22 protein-coding genes are annotated in these 23,026 nt (G+C 74.0%); 13 read left to right on the top strand and 9 right to left on the bottom strand.

Features of this window, described 5'->3' with window-relative positions; all coding sequences use genetic code 11:
- Positions 1-116 precede the first annotated feature (116 nt).
- The 3 genes from AC1Z4A_RS30450 to AC1Z4A_RS30440 all read left to right on the top strand — a co-directional run bounded on the left by AC1Z4A_RS30450 (position 117) and on the right by AC1Z4A_RS30440 (position 1,936).
- On the top strand, positions 117-1,328 hold the full coding sequence (locus AC1Z4A_RS30450; RefSeq protein WP_483683097.1) for a cytochrome P450: 1,212 nt from the start codon (positions 117-119) through the stop codon (positions 1,326-1,328).
- Between the two features lie 72 nt (positions 1,329-1,400).
- Positions 1,401-1,700, top strand: a complete 300-nt coding sequence (locus AC1Z4A_RS30445) for a hypothetical protein (RefSeq protein WP_483683096.1) — start codon at positions 1,401-1,403, stop codon at positions 1,698-1,700.
- Positions 1,697-1,936: a hypothetical protein gene (locus tag AC1Z4A_RS30440; RefSeq protein WP_483683095.1), complete on the top strand. Its 240-nt coding sequence runs from the start codon at positions 1,697-1,699 to the stop codon at positions 1,934-1,936. The genes AC1Z4A_RS30445 and AC1Z4A_RS30440 overlap by 4 nt, the downstream gene beginning before the upstream one ends.
- Before the next feature lie 2 nt (positions 1,937-1,938).
- Here the strand turns inward: AC1Z4A_RS30440 and AC1Z4A_RS30435 are convergent, their stop codons facing one another.
- The 4 genes from AC1Z4A_RS30435 to AC1Z4A_RS30420 all read right to left on the bottom strand — a co-directional run bounded on the left by AC1Z4A_RS30435 (position 1,939) and on the right by AC1Z4A_RS30420 (position 6,209).
- On the bottom strand, positions 1,939-2,811 hold the full coding sequence (locus tag AC1Z4A_RS30435) for a DUF2127 domain-containing protein (protein ID WP_483683094.1): 873 nt from the start codon (positions 2,809-2,811) through the stop codon (positions 1,939-1,941).
- 104 nt (positions 2,812-2,915) lie between these two features.
- On the bottom strand, positions 2,916-3,845 hold the full coding sequence (locus AC1Z4A_RS30430; RefSeq protein ID WP_483683093.1) for a L,D-transpeptidase: 930 nt from the start codon (positions 3,843-3,845) through the stop codon (positions 2,916-2,918).
- A gap of 177 nt (positions 3,846-4,022) precedes the next feature.
- Positions 4,023-5,084 carry an ABC-2 transporter permease gene (locus tag AC1Z4A_RS30425; RefSeq protein WP_483683092.1) on the bottom strand — a complete coding sequence of 354 codons (1,062 nt, stop codon included), beginning with the start codon at positions 5,082-5,084 and terminating at the stop codon, positions 4,023-4,025.
- 54 nt (positions 5,085-5,138) lie between these two features.
- A complete protein-coding gene (locus tag AC1Z4A_RS30420) occupies positions 5,139-6,209 on the bottom strand; it encodes a questin oxidase family protein (protein WP_483683091.1) in 1,071 nt (356 codons plus the stop codon).
- Positions 6,210-6,367: 158 nt separating this feature from the next.
- Between AC1Z4A_RS30420 and AC1Z4A_RS30415 the strand changes: the two genes are divergently transcribed.
- The 4 genes from AC1Z4A_RS30415 to AC1Z4A_RS30400 all read left to right on the top strand — a co-directional run bounded on the left by AC1Z4A_RS30415 (position 6,368) and on the right by AC1Z4A_RS30400 (position 11,874).
- Positions 6,368-7,486 (top strand): PP2C family protein-serine/threonine phosphatase, encoded by a 1,119-nt coding sequence (locus tag AC1Z4A_RS30415; RefSeq protein ID WP_483683090.1) that lies wholly within the window; start codon positions 6,368-6,370, stop codon positions 7,484-7,486.
- A gap of 118 nt (positions 7,487-7,604) precedes the next feature.
- Complete coding sequence (locus AC1Z4A_RS30410; protein WP_483683089.1) at positions 7,605-9,014, top strand: glycoside hydrolase family 47 protein; 1,410 nt, start codon at positions 7,605-7,607, stop codon at positions 9,012-9,014.
- 9 nt (positions 9,015-9,023) lie between these two features.
- Entirely contained in the window at positions 9,024-10,022 is a 999-nt protein-coding gene (locus AC1Z4A_RS30405; protein ID WP_483683088.1) for an ADP-ribosylglycohydrolase family protein, read from the top strand.
- 145 nt (positions 10,023-10,167) lie between these two features.
- Positions 10,168-11,874: a cholesterol oxidase substrate-binding domain-containing protein gene (locus AC1Z4A_RS30400; protein WP_483683087.1), complete on the top strand. Its 1,707-nt coding sequence runs from the start codon at positions 10,168-10,170 to the stop codon at positions 11,872-11,874.
- 7 nt (positions 11,875-11,881) lie between these two features.
- Here AC1Z4A_RS30400 and AC1Z4A_RS30395 read toward each other — a convergent pair whose 3' ends face one another.
- On the bottom strand, positions 11,882-13,024 hold the full coding sequence (locus tag AC1Z4A_RS30395; protein WP_483683086.1) for a serine hydrolase domain-containing protein: 1,143 nt from the start codon (positions 13,022-13,024) through the stop codon (positions 11,882-11,884).
- Between the two features lie 235 nt (positions 13,025-13,259).
- Between AC1Z4A_RS30395 and AC1Z4A_RS30390 the strand changes: the two genes are divergently transcribed.
- Positions 13,260-13,922: a CBS domain-containing protein gene (locus tag AC1Z4A_RS30390; RefSeq protein WP_483683779.1), complete on the top strand. Its 663-nt coding sequence runs from the start codon at positions 13,260-13,262 to the stop codon at positions 13,920-13,922.
- Between the two features lie 33 nt (positions 13,923-13,955).
- Here AC1Z4A_RS30390 and AC1Z4A_RS30385 read toward each other — a convergent pair whose 3' ends face one another.
- Positions 13,956-15,221 carry a globin domain-containing protein gene (locus AC1Z4A_RS30385; RefSeq protein WP_483683085.1) on the bottom strand — a complete coding sequence of 422 codons (1,266 nt, stop codon included), beginning with the start codon at positions 15,219-15,221 and terminating at the stop codon, positions 13,956-13,958.
- Between the two features lie 213 nt (positions 15,222-15,434).
- Here AC1Z4A_RS30385 and AC1Z4A_RS30380 point away from each other — a divergent pair, with 213 nt between their 5' ends.
- From AC1Z4A_RS30380 to AC1Z4A_RS30370, 3 genes are all read left to right on the top strand, one after another.
- Positions 15,435-16,631 carry a hypothetical protein gene (locus AC1Z4A_RS30380; RefSeq protein WP_483683084.1) on the top strand — a complete coding sequence of 399 codons (1,197 nt, stop codon included), beginning with the start codon at positions 15,435-15,437 and terminating at the stop codon, positions 16,629-16,631.
- A gap of 78 nt (positions 16,632-16,709) precedes the next feature.
- The gene (locus tag AC1Z4A_RS30375) at positions 16,710-17,720 is read left to right on the top strand and encodes a winged helix-turn-helix domain-containing protein (RefSeq protein ID WP_483683083.1); all 1,011 of its coding nucleotides are present in this window, start codon (positions 16,710-16,712) and stop codon (positions 17,718-17,720) included.
- A 93-nt stretch (positions 17,721-17,813) separates the two neighbouring features.
- The gene (locus AC1Z4A_RS30370) at positions 17,814-18,470 is read left to right on the top strand and encodes an AAA family ATPase (protein ID WP_483683082.1); all 657 of its coding nucleotides are present in this window, start codon (positions 17,814-17,816) and stop codon (positions 18,468-18,470) included.
- Here the strand turns inward: AC1Z4A_RS30370 and AC1Z4A_RS30365 are convergent.
- The gene (locus tag AC1Z4A_RS30365; RefSeq protein WP_483683081.1) at positions 18,440-18,685 is read right to left on the bottom strand and encodes a hypothetical protein; all 246 of its coding nucleotides are present in this window, start codon (positions 18,683-18,685) and stop codon (positions 18,440-18,442) included. The genes AC1Z4A_RS30370 and AC1Z4A_RS30365 overlap by 31 nt on opposite strands.
- A gap of 127 nt (positions 18,686-18,812) precedes the next feature.
- Positions 18,813-19,964, bottom strand: coding sequence for a baeRF3 domain-containing protein (locus AC1Z4A_RS30360; RefSeq protein WP_483683080.1), 1,152 nt, complete (start codon positions 19,962-19,964; stop codon positions 18,813-18,815).
- Positions 19,965-20,151: 187 nt separating this feature from the next.
- Between AC1Z4A_RS30360 and AC1Z4A_RS30355 the strand changes: the two genes are divergently transcribed.
- Together AC1Z4A_RS30355 and AC1Z4A_RS30350 are read left to right on the top strand one after the other, a co-directional pair.
- Positions 20,152-20,961 carry a VOC family protein gene (locus AC1Z4A_RS30355; protein WP_483683079.1) on the top strand — a complete coding sequence of 270 codons (810 nt, stop codon included), beginning with the start codon at positions 20,152-20,154 and terminating at the stop codon, positions 20,959-20,961.
- Positions 20,962-21,371: 410 nt separating this feature from the next.
- Positions 21,372-22,133, top strand: coding sequence for an acyltransferase (locus AC1Z4A_RS30350; RefSeq protein ID WP_483683078.1), 762 nt, complete (start codon positions 21,372-21,374; stop codon positions 22,131-22,133).
- Here the strand turns inward: AC1Z4A_RS30350 and AC1Z4A_RS30345 are convergent.
- On the bottom strand, positions 22,060-22,995 hold the full coding sequence (locus AC1Z4A_RS30345; protein WP_483683077.1) for a hypothetical protein: 936 nt from the start codon (positions 22,993-22,995) through the stop codon (positions 22,060-22,062). The genes AC1Z4A_RS30350 and AC1Z4A_RS30345 overlap by 74 nt on opposite strands.
- Positions 22,996-23,026 lie beyond the last annotated feature (31 nt).

Genomic DNA, 23,026 nt, shown 5'->3' with positions numbered 1-23,026 from the left:
TTTGTGCGGTGAACTGCCGGGCGGGGTATCCGATTCCTCCTGTGGAATGGAAGGATTGGCCATCAGCGAAAGAGTCGTCGGCAGGCCGCCGCCGGGTGGCCGAGAGGAGGCCGATGATGGCCGACCGGACAACTCCCGCCCGGCTCTACGAAGCTGCAGAGCCGCCAGGACTGGAATTCGACCCCGTCTTCGCCGAACTCCTGCGCACCGAGCCGCCGACCCGGATCCGGCTCTCGCACGGCGAGGGCGAGTGCTGGCTGGTGACCCGCTACGAGGACGTCAAACTGGTCACCTCCGATCCGAGGTTCAGCCGGGCCGCCATTGTCGGCCGCCGCTTTCCCAAGATGACGCGGCACCACATTCCGATGGACCGCGCCGTCAGTTTCGTGGACCCGCCGGGGCACTCGCGGGTGCGCGGCGTCATCGCGGGCACCTTCTCCCAGCCGAGCATGGAGCGGCTGCGCCCGCGCGCCCAGGAGATCCTGGAGCAGCTCGTCGACGGGCTGCTCCGGGTCCCGGCGCCCGCCGACCTCGTCCAGCACGTCATCTCGCCCTTCCCGCTCACCCTCATCAGCGAGTTGATCGGCATTCCGGCGGCCGACCGGCCGCTCATGCGCGACTGGGCCCAGGTCATCCTCAGCCGGGCCTCCGACGAGGAGTCGGCGGCCCGCGCGAACCAGGTCAAGGCGGACGCCGACCGCTACTTCCGCGCACTGTCCGCGGAACGCCGCGCGCGCCCGCGCGACGACCTGATGAGCGTGCTGACGGCCGCGGTGGACCGGGAGCGGCTGGCCGAGGAGGAACTCGTCGCCCTCACGGGGCTGATGCAGTTCAACGGCTGGCACGCGGTGCGCAACAACGTCAGCAACATGCTGTACGTCCTGCTGACGCGCCGGGAGCTGCTGGACCAGCTGCGGTCGGACCCCCGTGTCCTGCGGCCGGCGGTCGAGGAGCTGCTCCGCTACATCCCGCACAAGCACGGGGTCGGGCAGCCCAGGATCGCCACCGAGGACGTCGAGGTGGGCGGCGTCGTCGTCAGGGAGGGCGAGGTCGTCTACGTCTCCTACGTCGCCGCCAACCGCGACCAGCGGGTGTACCCGGAACCGGACCGCATCGACTTCGCCCGCGAGCGCGTCCCGCACCTGGCCTTCGGCCACGGCCCGCACGTGTGCGTGGCGCCGCTGCTCGCGCGCATGGAGTCGGAGCTGCTGCTCGCCACGCTGCTCCGCCGGCTGCCCGGACTGCGCCTGGCGGTACCGCCGGACGGGATCCTGTGGCAGACGAATATCCTCATCCGCGGACCGGTCGGCCTGCCGGTCGCCTGGTGAGGGCACCACCGCCCGGCCGGGCCCGTCCGTGTCGCTCCTGTGGGAGCGCGAACCGCCGCAGCGGGAGGAATGATGAGCACCGGCCAGCCATGGACCATCGACAGCATCGGTCATGCCCTGCCCCATCCCGAGCTGCGCGCCACGTTCATGCGCGACGTGTCCTTCACCGACATCCGTGAGCTGGCCGCGACGCTCGACCGCTGGGTCGCCTTCATCCAGGCGTTCGAGGCCGAGCGTCCCCGCCTCGAGGAGCTGCGCGCGCTGGTCCGCGAGAACGGGCAGCCGCCGGCCGCCTACACGGCGGGCCTCATCGACGTGAGCGCGGACGAGCTGCACGCCGCCCTCGAACAGGCCCGCCGGGGTGCCGCGTGACCTACCGGCTCCGCATCGACCCGGGCCTCCACGACACGTACAAGGGACTGCCGGACGACGCCCGCCGGGACCTGTCGGTCTGCCTGCTCGACACCCTGACGGACCCCATCGCCCATTCCAGCCCCTACGGAATCGACGACGGCGTCATACGCACCATCGCCCGCGGCCGGGTGGCGGGTGTCATCCTCATCGGCAGGGAGACCATCACCCTGCTCCAGCTCGCGTCCGCCGACTGAGGTCAGCCAGCTGCTCCCCCGCCCCGGGGCGCCGCCGGTCCGGGGTAGACGCGCTCCAGGGCCGCCCAGCCGGTGTCGTGGGCGCGTTCGGCCGCCTCGGCCCGGCCGCCGCCGCGCACGCCGAACAGCCGCTTGGCGAAGAGGAGGTAGAGCACGACGGCCCCGTTGACGATCAGCGTGAGGACCTTCGTCGCGCTGATGTGCCCGGTCAGCTCGTAGACCTCGGGCACGAGCAGCACCGAGGTCGCCACGAAGGTGAGGTACTCGGCCCAGCGCTTGGCGAACCAGAGGCCGATCGCCTCCACTCCTTCGAGCACGGCGTAGGCCGCGAGGACGAGGCCGATCACCCAGAGCGTCGAGGTGTGCGCGGCGAACGCCTTCTCCAGGTCGTGCAGCAGGCCGTGGCCGGAGCGCCCGCTGGGGCCTCCGACGCCGTTCTGGACGGCGTCCACGATCCGGTAGAACGGGCCCCGGAGTCGGCCGCGCTCACGGGCGAACGCGAAGACGGCGACGGCCAGCACGCCGAGGACCAGGAAGTGCAGCAGGCGGTCGAGGGCGATCAGCCGCAGGACGTAGCGGTCCCGCAGCGGCCGCCCGCGCGCGGGCAGGGCGATCCCGTCGCGGTCGGGCGGGAAGTCCCGCCCGGGCCGGTCGGGCGGCGGCAGCGGGAGCCAGGCGTCGCAGCGCAGGCAGCGGTGCCAGCGCGGCCCGTCGCCGGGCTCCCGCACGAAGACCGCGTCCTCGGGGCGGACCTGCGCCGCGTCGGTGCCGACCAGGTGGTGCCCGTGCAGTCCGCAGCCGATCAGTTCGTAGACCGGCGTGCGCCGCTTCCGTCGCACGCCCGCCGCCAGTACCGGGCCCGGCTCGTCCGCCACCGCTTCTCCTCCCCGCGTGCCGACGTACCGCCTACCGCCTACGACTCCCTATGGTCCACCGTGAGCGGCAGCGCCGCGCGGAAACCCACCGGGCGCACCGGGGCTCAGTTCAGCGCGCTGCGCTTCTGCCACTGCTCCCAGTTCTCCTGCCAGTCCTCGAGACCGTTGCCCACGTCGGTCTTCTTGGTGCTGGTGGTGCCCTTGACCTCGACCGTGGCGCCGACGGGCAGGAAGTCGTAGACCTTCTTGGCGTCGCCGGTGGTCATGCCGAAGCAGCCGTGGCTGTTGTTCACAAGGCCGACCGACTTGTTCCAGGGCGCGGAGTGCAGGAAGGTCCCGGAGGCCGTCAGGTGGACCACCCACTGGGAGTCCAGCAGCCACTCGCGGCCGTGGCCGATGGTGGCGGAGTCCAGGGTCTCCGCGGCGCTCTTGCTGCGGACGGTGTGGATTCCGCCGCGGGTCGCGTCCTGGGGGGAGCCGGCCGAGCCCTTGACGTCGCCGACGCGCTTGCCGTTCTCGTACATCGTGAGGGTGTGGGCGGGGACGTCGACGACCGCCCGGCGGTCCGCGCCGACGATGAAGCGGAGGCCGAGGTCGCGGGCGATCGGGCCGCCCGCGCCGGAGTCGGTCCCGGCCAGGGCGCCGTGCACGGCCACCTCGGTGCCGCCGGGCCAGAAGTCCTTGGGCCGCCAGTCGAGGCGGTCCTTGCCGGAGTAGTCCGTCACCCAGCCCCAGGCGCCCTCCACCTTCCGGCTGGTGGTCACGTGGAGTGTCCTCTCGATCACGGCGCGCTTGTTCTTGTCGACCTTGCGGTCGAAGAGGATCGACACGGGCATGCCCGTACCCACGGTCGCACCGTCGGCCGGGGTGACCGTGAACGTGTTGGTCCTGACCTTCTGCACGGCCGCCGCCGGGGCCGCGGGAACCGACCGGGTCGCACCGGAGGCCGCACCCGCCGAGCAGACGAACAGGGCCACGGAGCCCATGAGGGCGGATGTGATCAGGGCTGCGCGGCAGCCCGTTCCGATGCGCACGTGGATGGCCTCCAGAACCGTGGGGGATGCGTCCGGGGAATCGCAGGTCCGCCGCTGCGGAAGCAGCAGAAATGGCGGAAACAATGGATTTCTTGCGATTCGACCGATTCAGTCTGTGTCGGTCTCCCGGACGGCGCCATGACCTGGGTCACGCGCCCGGCGCGGGCCGCCGGGGTCTCAGCCCGTGGGCGCGACGGCCGTGGACGGCTCCCGGCCGCCGGGGTGACGGTGGCGCCACACCCAGAAGACGGTGCTCGCGACCGCCGCCCATGCCACCAGCACGGCGAACGGGAAGAGGTGCTGGTGCCCGCGGAAGTAGACGGCCGTGTGCTGCGCGTTCACCGAGGCCCCGGGCGGCAGCCAGCGGCCGACCGTGCCCAGCAGCGAGGGCAGCAGCGGCCAGGAGACGGCGCCGCCGGAGGACGGGTTGCCGAGCAGCACCATCAGCCCCCAGGTCGGCAGCATCGCCCAGCGGCCGAACAGGGTGTTGAACATGGAGAAGACCATGCCCGAGGTGAACATCGTCAGGGCGAGAATCAGCCAGGACTCGGCGAACGGCAGCCGCAGGGCGCCCAGCACCCAGTCCACGACCGCGGCGATGGCGAAGCCGCCGAGCAGGGAGGAGGCGGCGGTGAAGGCGATGCGCTCCCCAGGGTTCAGCGCCCCGGCGTGCACGCTCAGCTGGATCGCACCGACGAAGCCGACGATCACGGCGGCGAGCGTGATGTAGAACAGGGCGAGGCCGCGCGGATCGCCCTTCTGCAGCGGGTTGACGTCCCTGACGGTCACCGGTACGCCGAGCCGTGCGCCCACCCGCGGCGCGGTCTCGGCCAGCAGCTGTGCCACGGTGGCGCCGGACGCCCCGGAGACGTCGAGTTCGGCGCTGCCGGAGCGCTGCTGGAGGATGGCGTAGACGCGCTGCTCGGCGACCGCGTTCCGGGCGGCTTCGAGCGTCCCGTAGTGGTGCAGCCGGAGCGTGGCGCCCAGTGCCTGCTCCATGCCCTGGACGAATTCCGCCCCTTTGACCTGGGAGGCCGGCAGGCCGGTGACGGCGGTGGGGATGCTGCGCGGGGTGGGGTTCGCCATGGCGTAGGTGTACGAGCCGGCGAAGAGCCCGGCAGCGGCGGCGACGATGAGGACGAGGACGGCCGCCGGACAGAACGGCGAATCGCGGAACGCCCGCACCGCCCCGCTGCCGCCCTCCTTGCCCTCGCTCACGCGATCACCATAGAGGCGCATGAGCGGCATACCGGGCAGGCCGTCCGCGATGTCGGCGGCGGGCCCCCGGCGGGGTCAGTCGTCCTCGTCGATCAGCGTGACGGCCCGCACCGCGGCCGCCAGCGCCCGGTTGTCGCCGTCCTCGGCCACCGCCGCCACGTCCAGGGCGGTGTCCGCGAACTTGATGACGTGCTCGTTGCCGTTGGCGACCGCCCGCTCGAAGACCTCCTCGGGTGCGAGGGTGTCCGGGGAGGGGTCCTCCGGGGCCGGTCGTGCGGTGGGCGCGGCGTAGACGGAGGTGATCGCCGCGGTGGCCGCCCAGGCCACCGCGCAGGAGTCGGCCCAGAGTTCCTCGGGGAGCGCGGGCAGGACGCGCAGCACGGCGTTGGGGGCGGTGGCGGCGTGGACGAGCATGACGGGGTTGCCGTGGCCGTGGCCGGCGTAGTGGTGGGTGGCGGCCCGTACGAGGGCGGCGAGGCGGTCGCGGACGGCCCCGGGGGTGTCGGGGACGTGCAGGGAGTCGGCCGTCTCCGACCAGCCGGGAGTGCCGGCGAGCTGCGCGAACCCCTTCCGCGGGGTCACCCGCTGATCGGCGACGCGGGGCAGCACGGCCAGGGCGGTGCCGGGGTCGGCGGTGCCGGAGGGGCGCACCGCGATCGGCAGGAGCCTGTGCCGGGCGGCCCAGTAGCCCAGCGCGTGGGCCAGTTCGGAGACGCGCGGTGCGGTGTCGCCGCCGCCCGCTTCGGCGTCGCCGAGGGAGCGGACGGCGTGCCCCACGCGGATGACGGGGTGCGCCGCTGCTCCGGCGATGCCGGGCAGCAGCCGGGGCCACCACTCGGCCAGCACGTCGCGCCAGGGGCGTTCGGCGGTCAAGTGGGTGAAGTAATCGGTCCAGTCGGTGACGCGCTTCGGGTCGCCCAGCGCCGTGTGCCAGTCGGCGTCGGTGATGCGGGCCTGCGAGGCAGGGACCTCCTCCAGTCTCGTCCGGTACGCGTCCAGCCAGCGGTGCACGGTGCCGGACCGGCCGCGGTGGGCCAGGGCCTCCACGGCCATCGGGCCGTGATTGCTCAGGAATCCGCGGAATTCGGGGCCCGACGCGTGGAGGCGGGTCAGGGCTTCGTCGAGTGTGCCGCTCGTCGTGTCCATGCGCCCGAGGCTAGATCGCCGATCGCCGGACGGTAACGGTCCTGTGCCCTACGCCCTTGGTCGTACGGCCGGTCCCGGGCGCGGTCGTCGCGGGCGAAACCGACCGGAAAGACGTGTCGGACAGCCACCCCGCACGCCCGGAAATGTAAGCAGGGATCATGCGCCTTCAGCATCGGCCGTCGAACCCCGAGAAGCCGCGGCGCCCCAGCCGCGCGCTCGTCGCGATGCCCCTGGGGCTCATCGTGCTGATCGTGGTGGTCGACCTGCTGACCGCCCCGAACATCCATCTGGGGCCGCTCCTGGTCGTGGCCCCGGCGATCACCGCGGCGTTCGGCGGTCCCAAGCTCACCGCCGCCATCGGGGCGCTGGCCGTCGCCGCGCAGATCCTCATCGGCATCTTCCACGGCGGCCTGTTCACCTCGAACCACGAGGCCCAGATCGTCGCCCTCCTTGTGATCTCCCTGTTCGTGGTGGGATTCCGGGCCGTGCACGAGCGGCACGAGGAGCAGCTCAGCCAGGCCCGGTGGGTGGCCGACGTGGCCCAGAAGATCCTGCTCCGGCCGCTGCCGCCGCGGATCGGGCCGCTGCGGATCGCCTCGGTGTACGTGGCGGCGGAGGAGGCGGCCGAGATCGGCGGCGACCTCTACGCGGCCGTGCGCACCACGGGGGGCACCCGGGTCATGATCGGCGACGTCCGCGGCAAGGGGCTGACGGCGGTCGGGGACGCCGCCCTGGTGCTCGGCGCCTTCCGTGCGGCCGCCCACCGCAACCCCCCGCTGCCCAGGCTCGTCGCGCACCTGCAGAACACCCTGTTCTACGACACGCGGCTGGAGAACCGTGAGGACGCGGAGGCCGACGAGGCCGAGGAGAGCTTCGTCACCGCCGTGGTGCTGGAGATCCCGGACGAGGAGCCGCAGGTCCGGCTGATCAGCTGCGGCCACCCGCCGCCGCTGCTGCTGCGCGGAGGCGAGGTCATCCCGTTGATGGTGCGTGACCCCGATCTCCCGCTGGGTCTGGGGGGCGCCCTGACGGAGGACGACTACGAGGCCGAGACGTTCGCCTACCGCCCCGGCGACCTCCTGCTGCTCTACACGGACGGCGTCATCGAGGCCCGGGACTCCCAGGGCGTCTTCTACCCCCTCCTGGAACGGCTCGCGGACTGGCGGGAGGCCGATCCCCAGCGGCTCGTGCAGCGCATCCACGGCGACCTGCTCGCCCACGCGGGCGGGGCCCTGGGCGACGACGTCGCACTGATCGCCCTGGAGCGCGGCTCCTGACGGATGTCCGGCGCGTGGCGCCGCCGGACGCCGCGCCTGCCGGGGCGGGCGGCCGCCCGGCCCCATACTGCGATCACCGGCCGGGTCCGGAACCGGTGGTCAGGAGGGCCTGAGTGTCATGATCAGCAGATCACCCGCCACGGGTACCACCCGCCGCGGGCTGTTGTACGCGCTCGCGGCCGCGGGCGGTCTCGCCCTCGGCGGCAGGCCGGTTACCGCGGCCGCGGGGACCGTGCTCCCGGACCCGGCCAAGGCGCTGGAGATCCGCTCCGAGTTCCTGCACGCCTGGCAGGGCTACAAGCGGTTCGCGTGGGGGCACGACGAGGTGCTGCCCGTCTCCGGCGGCCACCGCGAGTTCTTCTCCGCCCGGCACCCGGTGGGCCTGTCGATCGTCGAGGCGCTCGACACCCACTACCTCATGGGGCTCGACGCCGAAGTCGCCCTCTGCCTCGACTGGATCGACGACCGCCTGGACTTCGACGTCGACGCGGACTTCCAGGTCTTCGAGGCGACCATCCGCCTGGTGGGCGGCCTGCTCGCGGGCTATCTCGCCACCCGGCGCAGCAGCCTGCTGGACCTCTGCGCGGACCTGACGGACCGGCTGCTGCCCGCCTTCACCAAGTCGCCCACCGGCATGCCGTACCGGTTCGTCAATCTGCGGACCGGCCGGGTCTCCGGCAGGACGCTGCCGCTGGCGGAGATCGGCACGCACATCCTGGAGTTCGGCGTCCTCTCCCGCCTCACCGGCGATCCGCGGTACGAGCGGGCCGCCAAGCGCGCGCTGCGCGCCGTGGTGCAGCGGCGCTCCCGGCTCGGCCTGCTCGCCACGGCCCTGAACGTGGAGACCGGCGCCTGGGCCGACCGGGAGGCCATCGCCGTCAATCCCCCGGTGGACTCCTTCTACGAGTACCTGTGGGGCGCGTGGGAGATGTTCGGCGACACGGAGTGCAGGGACTGGTTCCGGACGTTCGCCGCCGCCCTGATGAAGCACCAGGCCGAGCGGGTGGACGGCCGGCTCTGGTTCAAGCACGTCGACTTCCGCACCGGGGCGCTCCTCAACCGCCGGCAGTCCTCGCTGGCCGTCGCGGTCCTCCCGGTGGGCGGCGACAACGCCGCGGCGGCGGACTACTACCGGTCCTGGACCGCGGTCCTCGACAAGTACGCCGTCATCCCGGAGGAGATCGACTACCGGCGGCTGGACGTGCTCGACGCCCGGAACGAGCTGCGCCCCGAGTACGCCAACTGCGCCTTCGAGCTGTACTGGCAGACCGGTGACCCGTACTACCGGACCACGGCGTGGCGCTACTTCCAGCACCTGAAACAGCACCACCGCGTGCCGGGCGGCTACACGGTCGTCGCCGACGTCACCAAGCGGCCCATGCCCCGGGGCGACCACTGCCCCGCGTATGTGTTCGCCGAGAACTTCAAGTGGCTCTACCTGCTGTTCTCCGGCACCCGGCGGTTCGACTACCAGGACGGCTGGCTCAGCACGGAAGGCAAGGTGCTGCGCGGCATGCGGCGGCCGTAGGCTGACTGCATGAAAGCTACGGGGGCACTGATCGGACTGGCCGTCGGCGACGCATTGGGGTACCCCACCGAATTCTCCGGCGTGCCGGCCATCCTGGCGAAGCACGGGCCCTGGCGGGGGATGGAGCTGCCCCGGCCGGCGCTGGTCACCGACGACACTCAGATGACCATCGCGGTGGGGCGCGCGCTGCGCGGCGCGCTGGACCGGGGCCCGCTGGAGGCGGGGCGGCTGGTCCCGCCGCTGCGGGCCGAGTTCGTCGCCTGGCTGCGCTCCCCGGACAACAACCGGGCTCCCGGGCGGACGTGCCTGGCCGCCTGCGAGCGGCTCGCCGAGGGCGGCCTGCCCTGGCAGCAGGCGTCCGACACCGGGTCGAAGGGGTGCGGCGCCAACATGCGCGTCGCACCGGTCGGGCTCGTGCCGGGCCTGTCCCCCGAGCAGCGGGCCGGCGCCGCCCAGCTGCAGTCCGGTCTCACCCACGGGCACCCGACGGCGCTGGCGGCGAGCGATCTGACGGCCCGTGCGGTCTTCCTGCTGGCCGGGGGCTGCAAGCCGGCGGAGCTGCCCGGGCTGCTGCGCGCGTACGCGGTGGAGAACCGCGCCCGCTACCACGAGCGGTGGCTGGGCGACCTGTGGCGGCATGCCCACAGCCACTCGCCGGAGGCCTTCATCGCGCGGGGCTGGGACGAGTGCCTGACGGTGCTGGACCGGCTGGATGCGGCGCTGGCCTCGCCCGACCGCGAGGGCGACCCCTGCGCGGTGACGGGTGCAGGCTGGATCGCCGAGGAGGCGCTGGCCACCGGCCTGCTGTGCTTCCTGCTGTACCCCGAGGAGCCCCTCACCGCCGTCCGCAGAGCCGCGTGCAGCTCCGGCGACTCCGACTCGATCGCCTGCCTGACCGGGGCGTTCGCGGGTGCGCACCTGGGTGCGCGGGCGTGGCCGGCCGCGTGGGCCGGGCGGATCGAGTACCGGGACGAGCTGCTGGCCCTCGGCGCCGCCTGGGACCGCTGACACACACCCCACGCCGCCGACGGCCTTCGCCATCCCGTAGCGCGCGCGGCCGCGGAGTTCACCCTCCGGTGCGGCCGGGCCGGTGCCGCCGCGGGGTAGCCATGGGGTACCCGAGCGGAGCGAGCGACTGGAGGCGGGCGGAACCGTGGCCGACGCACACCCCGTGGACCGGCGGCGGGTGCTCGCCTCGGCGGCTGCCGCCGCCGGGACGGCGCTCGGCTGGATCCCGGCCTTCCGGATCGACGCGGACGCCACGGGACTCCCGGCGCCCTCGGGGTTCCCGCCGGGGATCCGGCTGGTGCGCCAGGCGTTCCGCAACTGGTCCGGGGAGATCGTCCTGGAGGCGGCGTGGACCGCGCTGCCCGACTCCCCGGACCGGCTCCCGGCCCTGGCCGACTGGGCACGGGCGACCGGCCGGCGGCTGCGCGCCAAGGGCATGGGCCACAACTGGTCGCCCCTGCTGGCCCGGTCGGGCGAGCCCACCGACCGGACGGTGCTGGTCGACACCACCGCGCACCTCACCGCCGTACGGGTGCGGCCCGGCTCCCCCGCGACCGTCACGGCGCAGGCGGGCGCGAGCATGAACGCGGTGCACACCGCCCTGGAGCACGCGGGGTACGGGCTGACGGGCGTCCCCGCGATCGGCGACCTGACCCTCGGCGGCGCCCTGGCCGTCGGCGCGCACGGCACGGGCGTCCCGGTGCCCGGCCGGGCGGCGGGCGGGGAGGCGGGCTTCGGCACCCTGTCCGACGCCGTCGAATCGCTCACCGCCGTGGTCTGGGACGCCTCCGCCGGGCGTCATGTGCTCAGGACCTTCCGGCGCTCGCACCCCGCTGCCCAGGCGCTCCTGGTGCACCTCGGCCGCGCCTTCGTCACCGAGGCCACCCTCCGGGTCCCGCCCAACGTCCGCCTGCGCTGCCGCAGCACGCTCGACGTACCCGCAGCGGAGCTGTTCGGCCCGCCGGGCGGCCCGGGCCGGACGCTGGACGGCTACCTGGCCCGGACCGGGCGGGTGGAGATCCTCTGGCTGCCGTACACCGAGCGGCCCTGGCTGAAGGTGTGGAGCGTGGAGCCGGTCCGGCCGGCCGCGTCCCGCCGCATCGGCGCGCCCTATCCGTACGCCTTCTACGACCACGTGCCCGAGCCGGTGTCGGCGCTGGCCCGGGAGGTCCTGCGGGGAGTCGCCACGGCCACTCCCCTGTTCGCACAGGCCGTTCAGCAGGCCATCGCGCTGGGCCTGACGGCGACGGCGACCTGGGATCTGTGGGGCTGGTCGAAGAACACCCTGCTGTACGTCCGGCCCAGCACGCTGCGCTACACCTTCGGGGGCTGGGCGGTGCTGTGCGCGCGGGCGGACGTGCAGCGGGTGCTGCACGGCTTCTGGACGCGGTTCCAGTGGGGCCTCGCCGAGCACCGGGCCCGTGGCGAGTACCCGGTCAACGGCCCGGTGGAGGTGCGGGTCACCGCGCCGGACACGGCGCCCCTCCTCTCCCCCGCCCGCGCACGCCCCGACCGGCCCGGGTGGGACACGGTGGTGTGGCTGAACTCGACCACGTTCCCCGGCACCCGGGGCGCCGCCGCGTTCCACCGGTCCCTGGAGCAGTGGATGGCCGGTCACTTCACGGGGTGGGCGACGCTGCGCCCCGAGTGGTCCAAGGGATGGTCGTACGGGCCGGACGGCCCGTGGACCGACCGGCCGACGCTCACCAGGACCTGGCCGGACGCCTTCCGCGCGGGGCAGCCCGCGGGCTCCCGCTGGGAGGACGCCGCGGCCGTCCTGGACCGGCTCGACCCGGCGGGGGTCTTCACCGGTCCGTTCCTGGACACGCTGTGGGCGTCCGGCAGGAGCTGACGTGCTGTCAGCCCGCCAGGCACTCCCGTACGGCCGCGATCAGGCCGCGGGACCTCGGGTCCTCGTAGCCGACCATCCGGTTGGGGACGTAGGCGAATCCGACGCCGAACTCGTCGTCGCCGAAGGCCGCCGAGCCGCCCGAGCCCTCGTGGCCGAAGCTGCGCGGGCCGAGCAGCGGCAGGAAGCGCGAGTCCAGCTGGAAGCCGCTGCCCCAGCGCACGCCGACGTCGGGCATGCCGCCCCACGTGGCTCCGGCCCACTGCTCCGCGACGGCGTCGGAGACGGTCTCCGGCGACAGCAGCCGGGGCGCGCCGTCGACTCCGTGCGCGGCGGCGGCGTACATCGTGGCCAGGCCGCGCGCCGTCGAGACCGCGCCGGTGGCCGGGATCTCGGCCGTCAGGAATGCGGGCGAGTTCCAGCCGTGCGGGTCGTCGATGCCGGGGAAGACGAACTCGCCGTTCATCGTGAGGATCCGGTGGAAGAGCGAGCCGGGCTCGGGGCCGCCCGGGCGGCCCTCGGCCTCGACGAGCCGGGCCAGCCGCGGCAGTTCCTCCTGCGGGACGCCGATCCAGGTGCCCAGGCCCAGCTCGTCGCCGAGGGCCTTGCGGAAAAAGGCGCCGGGGGTGAGCCCGGTGACGCGCCGGATCACCTCGCCGACGAGCCAGCCGAGGGTGTGCCCGTGGTACTCGTGCGCCGTGCCGGGCTCCCAGTACGGCTCCTGCTCCTCCAGGGCGCACACGACCGGGGCCCAGTCGGTGATCTCGTCGAAGGCCGGGGTGCGGTCCAGCACGGGGATCCCGGCGCGGTGGGAGAGCAGCATGCGCAGCGTGATCCCCTCCTTGCCGCGCTGCGCGAACTCCGGCCAGTACCGGGCCACCGGGGCGTCCAGCTCCAGCTTCCCCTGCTCCACGAGCAGGTGGGCGCAGAGGCTCAGGATGCCCTTGCCGGTGGAGAAGACCGGGACGGCGGTGTCCGCCTCCCAGGGGCGGCCGGTCCGGTCGTCGGCGATGCCGCCCCACAGGTCCACGACCTTGCGGCCGCCCGCGAACACGGTGACGGCGGCGCCGAGTTCACCGTGTTCGTCGAAATTCCGCCAGAACCGGTCGGCGACGGGTCCGAACCCCTCGTCGGCCCATCCGTTGCGCTCCACCTGGAGGCTCCTTCTTCGTTTCCCTGCCCGTGCACGCCGGACGTCCTTGATCATCCGGCTCGGTCAGCCTACGGGCTGCGGCCGTCCGGCTCGAACGATATTCCGGGGTGGGCGGAGGATCCCGAACGATCCGCATATGCGAGGCTTGAGGTGACCCGGGAGGGGCCCACGGCCGTACGCCTTCTTCTGGTGTTCCCCCGGTGTTATCCCGGTGCAGGCGAAGGGACTGGACATGTTGCAGCACAGAACCGTCGGCGATCTGATGACCCACTCGGTCGTCCGGGTCCAGCGCGGGACTCTGTTCACGGAGATCGTGCACGTGCTTCAGGAGCACGACATCACGGCGGTCCCCGTGGTGGATGCGGAGGACCGCCCGGTGGGCGTCGTCTCCGAGGCGGACCTCCTCGCGAAGGCCTCGGGGCCGTCCGGGCCGCCGCTCCCCGGGGCCGCCGCGTCGCCCGCCAAGCAGGCGGCGACGACCGCCGAGGGCCTGATGACCAGCCCCGCCGTGTGCGCCCGGCCGGAGTGGAGCGTCGTGGAGGCCGCGCGCACGATGGAGGAGCACCGCGTCAAGCGGCTGCCCGTGGTGGACGACACGGGGCGGCTGGTGGGGCTTGTCAGCCGCGGCGACCTGCTGCGCGTCTTCCTGCGCACGGACCGCGCCATCCGCGAGGAGATCATCGAGGACGTGCTGGTGCGCACCCTGCACGAGCCCCCCTCGGCCGTGGGCGTCGAGGTGGCCAACGGCCAGGTGCGGCTGAGCGGCTCGGTGCGGCGCAGGAGCCTGGTGCCCGTGCTGGTGCAGCTGTGCCAGAGCGTGGACGGGGTGGTCAGCGTGGACCACCACCTGACGGCGGAGGTCGACGACAACGACGCCGAACCGCTGCCGCACGCCTGACCCGTGACGGAACCCCACCGCCCCTGCCCGCCGCTACCGCGCGGCGGGCAGCGGGTCGTGGTGGACGCGCGCGGCGGGCAGGCCCAGCTCCGCCAGCCGCGTCAGCGTGGCGCGGACCATGCCGGGCGGGCCGCTCACATAGGCCGCGCGGCGCGACCAGTCGCGCCCCGGCCGGCTGCCGTACCGCCGCACCGCGTCGGCCACCGTGCCCCGCTCCCCCGTCCCGGACTCCCCGAGCACGGGCACCAGGATCAGCCACGGACGCCGCCGCTCGGCCTCGGCCAGCCAGTCCCAGTCGTAGAGGTCGGCCCGCCGGCGGGCGCCGACGAAGACGTGGACGCGCCGGTGCGCCGGGCGGCGGGTGCCCAGCTCGTCGAGCAGGGCCTTGACGGGGGCGAGCCCGGTGCCGCCCGCCACCATCAGGAAGTCGTCCGGCAGTTCCGCCCCGAGCGTCATCGTCCCCGTGGCCGGTCCCAGCCGCAGGGTGTCCCCGGCCCGGGTGTGGTTCACCAGCGCCTCGCTCACCCCGCCCGGGCGGGTCTGCCGCACATGGAACTCGAGCACGTTGTCGGCCCGGGGCGCACAGGCCATCGAGTACTGCCGCCAGGCGTGCGGCAGCAGCGGCGACTCGACGGCGCAGTACTGGCCCGCACGGTAGGGGTACGGCTCGTGCGTCCTGACGCGTAACACCGCGAGGTCCGGGCTGCGCAGCTCGTGGCCGGTCACCTCGGCGTGCCAGCACGGGGGTTCGGTGAGCGCGGCCTCGGCCCCGGCGACCATGGCGCCGACGGCGAAGCGCAGCATGCGCAGCCAGGCGTCCTCCAGCCCGGCGGTCCAGGCCCGGCCCGCCCGCGCCCGCAGCGCCTCGCACAGGGCCGACTCGAACGCCTCGTAGTGCACGGGCCGGACGCCGAGCTTGCGGTGGTCGCGGCCCAGCCGGGTGAAGGTCTCCGTCACCTCGTGCGGCCGGTCCAGGTGGTCGATCAGATAGCCGAAGATCCGTGCCAGGTGCTCCTGCTGAAAGGTCATCGAGTCGGGGAACAGCGAGCGCAGATAGGGATGCTGCCCGAAGAGGGCCTTGTACAGGTGGGTGATGAGATCGTCGAAGGGGGCGACCAGATGGAGGTGATCGGTGATCAACTGCCGGTCGCCCGTGTCGCAGTACGACGCTTCCGGCTGCTCCGGGACGGCTTCGCCCGAGGCCGCGGCCGTGCCGGGTGAGAGCATCCGACGGCGCAGCCGCATCGCGTCGTGCCGCGCCAGCAGTGCGTAGTAGTCGTTGCCCTTGGTGCTGTTCACGTGCTGTTTCTCCTTGTGCCGGGCGCGGGGCGCAAGGAGTATGGCACCGCCCGGACGTGCCCGTTCGGCCCGGGGCGACAGGGCCGTTCGGCCCCTTCCGCCGGTGGCCGTCCGCGGGTTCCACTGGTGGGTCCGGCCTCGTGACGGGCGCCCTCCGCGGGTCCGGGCGGGGTACGGGAGGCAACCGGCGGTCCGCCGGATCGTTGGCCGTCCATGAGGCTCTTCCGTCTGCTTGCCGCCGCTCTCGCCGCGGCCTGCGCCTTCGTCCCGCCCGTGGCGGAGGGCGCTTCCGGGCCGCCCGGCGTCCGGGAGGTGCGGCCGGCCCGGGCGCTGGACGCGGCGTGGGCGGCGTATGCGAACCGCGCGGGCGCGCCGGGCCATTGGACCGGCGGGGACAGTACGTACTCCGTGCCGACGGCCGCCGGCACGCTGTGGGTCTTCTCCGACACCTTCCTCGGCACCGTGCGGCCCGACGGCTCCCGGCCGCCCGTCACCGGGGACGGCGGACCGACCCCTTTCGTGCACAACAGCTTCGTGCTGTGGGGCGCCGCCGGTCCGCGCACCGTCACCGGCCGGGACGGCTCCGGCCGCCCCGCGTCCCTGGTCGGCTCCTCCGGCGACCAGTGGTACTGGGCCCGGGCCGGTGTGCCCGACGGCCACGGCGCGGCGGTCGTCTACGCGCGCTACGCGCGCACCGGACCCGGCCCGCTGGACATCGCCTGGCGCGGCAGCGTGCTGGCCCGGTTCCGGCCCGGCCGGCTCGACCGGCCCGGGCCGCTCACTGCCCTGCCTTCCTCGGCGGGCGTCTCCTGGGGCGCGTGGCTGGAGCGCCGGGGGCGGCAGACGTATGTCTACGGGACCGAACAGGCGCCCTCGGGAGCCCACTTCCTCCATCTGGCCCGCGTCTTGGGGCCGGGTCTGCGCGGCCGCTGGGAGTACTGGGCGGGCGGCGGCGCCTGGTCCTCCGACGAGTCCCGGGCGGTCCGGCTGACGGATGCCGGCGGGGCCGCGCTGCGCACGTCGGACGAGCTGAGCGTGGTCCGGCACGGCCGCTGGTACGCCCTGGTCACCCAGCGGGCGGACCGGCCGTTCAGCGCGGAGGTGCAGCTGGCCTGGTCGCGTACCCCGCACGGCCCCTTCACCCGGCCGCGGACGGTGTACACGGCCCCGGAGGCCGGGCCGCACGGCCGTTACCGGAACCGGAACGTCTTCGCCTACAACCCCCACGAGCACCCGGAGCTGGAACGCCGGGGCGAGCTGGTCGTCTCCTACAACGTCAACAGCCTCGACCCGCGGGACGTCATCCGGCGCGCGGACATCTACCGGCCCCGTTTCCTCAGGATCGGCCTCGCACCACCACCGGGCGACGGCAACATCATTCGGGCTGGACCGAAGGACGGGCTATCGTAATGATCGGGCCCTGCAAGCCCGTTGAGCCGGGGAACCGGGGCATTCGGGAACCGACAAGCGGAGGGACAGGGGCGGGACATGGTCTACCGGATCCACTTCACTGCCGAGGACCTGGCACGCACCCGGCTGGCGGACGCCCCGAGACCGCTGCTGGAGCTGAGCATCGCCGTGCGCATACTCCAGCTCCGCAACCCTCCCCCGGGATTCGGCGCCTGGCGCCGCCGGGTGCTGGGCGGCGGTCTCGAGCCGTCGGCGCGGATGGTCTTCGATCTGATACCCGCGACGGGCCGGTCGCCCGCCTTCCTGTCCCTGACCCAGGGCGGCAGCGCCGAGGAGCACCTGGAGCTGGTGCGCGCGACCCCGCGGACCCGCATCCGCGACGAGCTGGCGGTCCTCTCGCAAAGGCAGCCGAAGCTGCCGGGCTGGGCCCGGCACCTCGGCGAGGACCCCCGGCTGCTGCAACAGCTGCACGGCGCTCTGGACCACGTGCACGAGCGGGCCCTGGCACCGTACTGGCACCGCGTGGAGAAGCTGGCGGCGGCGGACCGGGCCCTGCGCATGCGGGAGTTGAGCGACGGAGGAGTCCACTCCGTGCTCAGCGGCCTGAACTCGAGCCGCATCCGCTGGAAGCCGCCCGTCCTGGAAGTGTCCATCGTGCCCGGCTTCGAGGGCGACCTCCATCTCGAAGGCCGCGGGCTGTTGTTGATCCCCTCCTTGTTCGCGCCCGTTCCCTTCGTGGACCCCAAGGCCGTCCCGCAGCCCTATCTCGCCTATGCCGTCCACCACAACGACCCCGACCCGCTGGCCCTGACGCCGGACGCCGGCGCCACCCTGCGCCCCCCGAACCCGCTGGCCGCGCTGCTCGGCAGGACCCGGGCGGCCGTGCTCTCCTCGATCGCCCAGCACCCGGGCCGCTCCACCACCGAACTCGCCGCGTCCGCGGGCATCTCACCGGCCAGCGCCAGCGAGCACGCCACGGTCCTGCGCGCTGCCGGGCTCATCTCGACGGCGCGGCACCGCAACACCGCCCTGCACACGGTGACCCCGGCCGGCTACGCCCTCCTCAATGCGCCGTCGGCCGTCCACTGAGCCCGCCCGGGCACGCGGAGTCCGGGAGGAGAACCGACCGGCCGCTGCACACGTCTCCACTGCTGTCCGATCGGATCGACCTGGGAACATGCAGTGAACGACATAGGCAGGACGACCGCGGCAGCGGCGTCGGTGACGCGCCCCCGCGGCCTGGTGGACCTGCGCGGACGGCAGGACCCCCTCGTCCTGTGCTACCCGGCCGGTGCCGTCGTGGTCGTCTCGGGTCTGCCCGGCAGCGGCAAGAGCACCCTGATGCGCCGCTGGTCCGCCTTCGCGCCCGCGGTCGATCCCCGGGTCACCCACGAGGCGTGCGCGGCGGTGATGCCGGCCTGGCTGCCCTATGCGGTCTACCGCCCCTGGTCGCGCCTGAGGCACTTCCGCCGGATGCGCGCCGCGGTGCGCGGCGGAGGGCCGATCCTGGTGCACGACTGCGGCAGCCGTCCGTGGCTGCGCCGGTGGCTGGCCCGGTCCGCCGGGCGGCAGGGGCGTGAACTGCACGTGGTCCTGCTGGACCTGACGGCGGCCGAGGCCCTCGCCGGTCAGACGGCCCGGGGCCGGTGGGCCCCCGAGCGGACGTTCGCCAGGCACCGGCAGGGGCTGGACCTGCTGCTGCGCACCCTGCCGTCCGTCACGGAGGCGGCCTCGGTGGTCCTGCTCGACCGGGTGTCGCGCGAGAGCGTGGCGGAGGTCGGGTTCGGCCCGGGGCCCCGGGTGTCCGGTCAGCGCCCGGCGAGCGGCGACCGGAGGTAGATCTGGCCGGTCGCCTCCTTGGGGATCTCCTTCTTGACGAGCGAGGCGGCCTTGCCGAGGGGGCCGCTCTCGGGCGAGGCCAGTCCGGCGACACGGCCGGTGAGGGAGGGCGCGCCCGGACCGGCGTCGTCGGCCCGGGCGGTGCCCACGGCGGCGGCCAGTCCGCCGACGGCCAGGAGGACGGATCCGGCGGCGAGGCGGGTCGAGCGAGTCACGAAATAGTTCTTCATGTCCCGTTAACGACCGCCATGGCCGCCCGACACGTGGTGCTCCGGTGCTCCCCCCCCCGTGCCGGAGCACCGGCCGCCCGCTGTCCGGTCCCGTAGGCCCGGTCCCGCCGGCTCAGTACCGCAGGACGGCCGCGAGCCGGTCCTCCTCGGCGAGGGTGTCGTCCGGCACGAACTCGATGTCGGCGCCGTTCTGGAGCGCGGTCTCCACGATCTCGTCCACGACGTCCTCGCGGACGGACGGGTCCGCCAGGAGGGGCTCGGTGGGCGTCTCCATCCGGAGCGGGTGGCCGGTGTGGCCGTCGACCCGCGCGGTGACCTGGTAGTGGTCCTCGACCGCGAGCAGGGCCACCCGGCCCTGGCGCACGGTCTGCCAGATCTCGTCCAGCCCCGAGGTGAAGCGCTTGCTGCCGCGCGCGTCGCTCAGCCGCCGCAGCACCTCGCCGCGGCGGGAGGCGCGGCGCTCCTCGAACGCGGGCCGGAGGATGCCGAGGACCTCGTGCGCGGACTTGGTCACGGCCCCGCCGTTCTCCACCTTCGCGGCGATCGCGCCCGGGTTCGGCAGAAGCTTCTCGAACAGGGCGCTGCGCTCGCGCAGTCCGATCACGTACAGCGGTCGCGGAGCGCGCTCCAGGACCGGCGCCAGGGCGGCGACGACCGCGCGCATGTACTGGCGCTCGCGCTCGACGTGCGCCTCCTCGCGCGAGGTCATCTGGTGGTTGCCGACCTTGTCGAAGTTGGCGCCGGGCAGCGCGTCCTCGTGGTCGGGGATGGCGGGCCGTACCGGGAACCCGTAGCCCGTGGCCTCCTCGAGGCTCTCCCCGGCGCCGTCCCACAGCCGGGTCTCGCTCTCGGACAGGGCGAGCGCCCAGTACGGCTCCTCCAGCAGCCGGGCTGCGACCAGGTTGCGGGTGAGGAAGGTGTCGGAGACCACCACGCGCTGGGGCACGGTGCGCGGCAGGTACCAGACCTGGTGCTCGCCGGGGGCGGCCAGGACCAGCAGGCCGTCGGAACCGTGGAGGGCGAGGTCGATCTCCCCGACCGCCGCGTCCAGCCGGCTCTCGACGTCGATGCGCGCGGCCCGGCTCACCTGCGGATCCGCCGCGAGCCGGCGCTTCGCCTCGGCGACGGTGTTGCGCAGCCGGACTGCGTCCTCGGCGTTGTACCGCGCGCGCCTGGTCGTCGGCAGCTGAAGCGACACGGCCGGGTACTCGCGCTTGCGGCGCAGGTCACTGAGTGTCTCATCGGTCAGTGCGCCGATGTCCATCGTCGTCCTCCTCCGGGCCCGGGGCTGTCTTCCAGCTCACCAGAGTCGCGGCGGCCCGGCCATTCGTGCTCGGCCGCTCGGTGCAGTGCCCAGGCGCGGGGCGGCCGCCGACGGGCGGGCACCGGCGGCGGGTGTCAGGCTGGCCGCAGGAATGACGAAGGGACGGCGACCCCCGAAGGGAACGGCCATGATCACCACCGACTGCCTGCCCGGCTCCCCCTGCTGGCTCGACCTCGGCGCCCGTGACGTTCCCGCGGCGGCGGACTTCTACGGCTCCGTTTTCGGCTGGCAGTTCGAAACGTTCAGTCCGGAATCGGGCGGCTACGGAATCTTCAAGCTGAACGGCAGGACCATCGGCGGGCTGGGGCGGCTCACCGAGGCGGGGGCACGCCCGGCCTGGATGATCTACTTCGGCACGGCGGACGCCGATGCCACGGCCCAGGCCGTGGAACGGGCGGGCGGCAGGGTCCGGGTGGCGCCCGTGGATGCCAACGGCGAGGGCCGGATGGCGCAGCTCACGGACCCGCTGGGCGGCCAGTTCGCGATCTGGCAGCCCGGCACGAGCAACGGCCTGGAGGCGGTCGACGAGCCGGGCACCCTGACCTGGACCGAGCTGTACACCACCGATGTGGCGCTGGCGAAGGAGTTCTACGGCGGGCTCTTCGGCTGGGAGACCACGGACATCCCGCTGCCGGGCGGCGGCGGTACGTACTCGCTGATCGCTTCCGCGGGCGGCGGCCAGGAGCGGATGCAGGGCGGCATGATGCAGCTCCCCGCAGAGCGCCTGGCCCTGAACGGCGGACGGCCGTACTGGCACCCGGTGTTCGCGGTGGCCGACTGCGACGCCACCGTCGCCAAGGTGACGACCGGGAACGGCAGCGTGCAGATGGGACCGGAGGACGCGGAAGGAGTGGGACGGCTGGCGGTCTGCCTCGACCCCTCCGGCGCGGACTTCGTGGTGCTCGCCCCTGCCCCGCCTGAGGCCCGCCCCGCCTAGGCCCTGTCGTCAAAATAGCGCCGTCCGCCCGGAGGGCGGGCCCCGCGGCGTCTGGTGCGTGCGATCGCAAGGCGGAGGGAGGAGAGCGCAGCGGGCTGCGCCGACGACCGACAACGCGGCGTGGGGGCACCTCCCAGCGGTAGCTGGGGGAGTGCGTGCCAGACGCCGCGGGGCAGGCGGGATTTTGACGACAGGGCCTAGGCCGCCGTCCACGAGGGGGCGCGGCCGGTGAGGCCGAGGAGGCGGTCGAGCACACGGTAGGCGCCCGCACCACCGGGTGGCACCGGCGGCACAGGGCCGTGCCCCGGACGGCGGGCCGCGGCGGGAGCGGACCGCAGACCCTGGCGGTGGGGTGAAGATCACAGCACGGGGCGGGAAACGGCCGCGGGGGCGCTGAGTACGGTGAGTGGATGCCGAACCGGAACCTGTTCTCGTCCCTCGCCGCCTGGCGGCGCCGGGCCGCCTCGCGGGCCGTGCACCGCGGCGTGCGCTGGGTGCGGGAGACCGGCGCGGTGACGGCCGAGCGGCCCGGACCGTACCGCTTCCGCCGGATCGGTTCCGGGACCCGGCTCGCCTTCCCGCAGGGCACAATCTTCGGCGAGCCGTGGATCGAGCTGGGCGAGCACTGCATCATCGCCCAGGACGTGACGCTCACCGCCGGGATGATGCCCGGCCTCGACCTCGGCCCGGACCCGATCGTCCGGCTGGGCAACGGCGTGGTCCTCGGGCGCGGCAGCCACGTGGTCGCGGACGTGCGGCTGACGATAGGCGACGACTGCTTCTTCGGGCCGGGCGTGTACGTGACGACCACCAACCACAGCTACGACGATCCCGACGTGCCCGTCGGCAAGCAGTGGCCACGCAGCGAGCCGGTCGAGATCGGGCCGGGCAGCTGGATCGGCACGGGCGCGGTGATCCTGCCGGGCGCCCGGCTGGGCCGGAACGTGGTGGCCGCCGCGGGCGCGGTCGTCCGGGGCGAGGTGCCCGACCACGCGGTGGTCGCGGGCGCGCCCGCCAGGGTCGTACGGACCTGGGACCCGGAGGCGGGCTGGCGGCCGCCGCTGCGCACCCCGCCGCCGGTGCCGGTGCCCGAGGGCGTCACGGCCGAACAGCTCGTGGCCCTCGCGGAGCCGGCTCCGCCGGGGCCACCGGCGGTGGCCGAAGGGAAGTGACCCGGCCCGGGAGACCACTCCCGGCCTCCGGGAAGTCCTCGAGCGCAACGGGCGAGGACAGCACGCAGCGCGCCCGTCGCCCGTCGCCCTCGTGCCGCCCCAGCAGGGCGGGCCACGTGCCCTCGTTGCGGCAGGCCCCCGCCGCCTCCCGCAGACCGGGTGGCGGATCGGCGAGCGAGACGAAGGCGGCTCCCTCGGTGCAGCGCAGGACGGTGTGGGTGGACACGAAGGCGTGCCCGGCGAGCGCTTCGCGGACGGCGTCCCCGCCCGCGGGCGCCGGGCAGGGGGTGTGGTGCACGGGGGTGGTGTTCACGATCGTGACGGACACCCGGAGGAGGCCGTCCGGCAGCCGTTCGGAGGCCAGTTCGACCGCCCCGGAGAGCCGCTGCCAGCGGCGGACCAGCAGTCCGGCCCGCCGCCCGGACACGTCGCGCAGCGGCTCGTCCGCGGTGCCGCCGGGCACCCCGACGGCGGAGGTGCGGCGTCCGGCGGCGGGGTTCCAGGGCGGCAGGGTCCAGGCGCGCTCGATGGTCTCGTGCCAGGCGAGGTACCGGCGGCCCGCGACGGTGAGGGCGGCCACGGGCTCGGCGCCGTCCGGGCCGCAGCGGTGCACCTGCCCCTCGACGACGTGGAGGAAGCGCACCCGGACGAACACCTCGGTCCCGGCGCCGGGTTCGAGCAGCACCTCGGTGCGCATGCGGGACGGCTCGCCGGACTCCGCCGCCCGTCCCTCCGGGTAGACGCCGCCGGAGGCGCGGGGCCGCTCCTCCCCGGCCGCGGGGCGGGGACGGGGCCCCGGCCGGCCGCGCTCGTACAGACACGTGCGCTCGATGCGCTCGACGGCCGCCTCTACCGCGTCCATGCCGCTCCTGCCGGGTCGTCGGCCGGTGAGC

It is taken from the genome of Streptomyces sp. 17_S59 (assembly GCF_056930295.1).
This window is presented reverse-complemented; position numbering and strand designations above follow the sequence as displayed.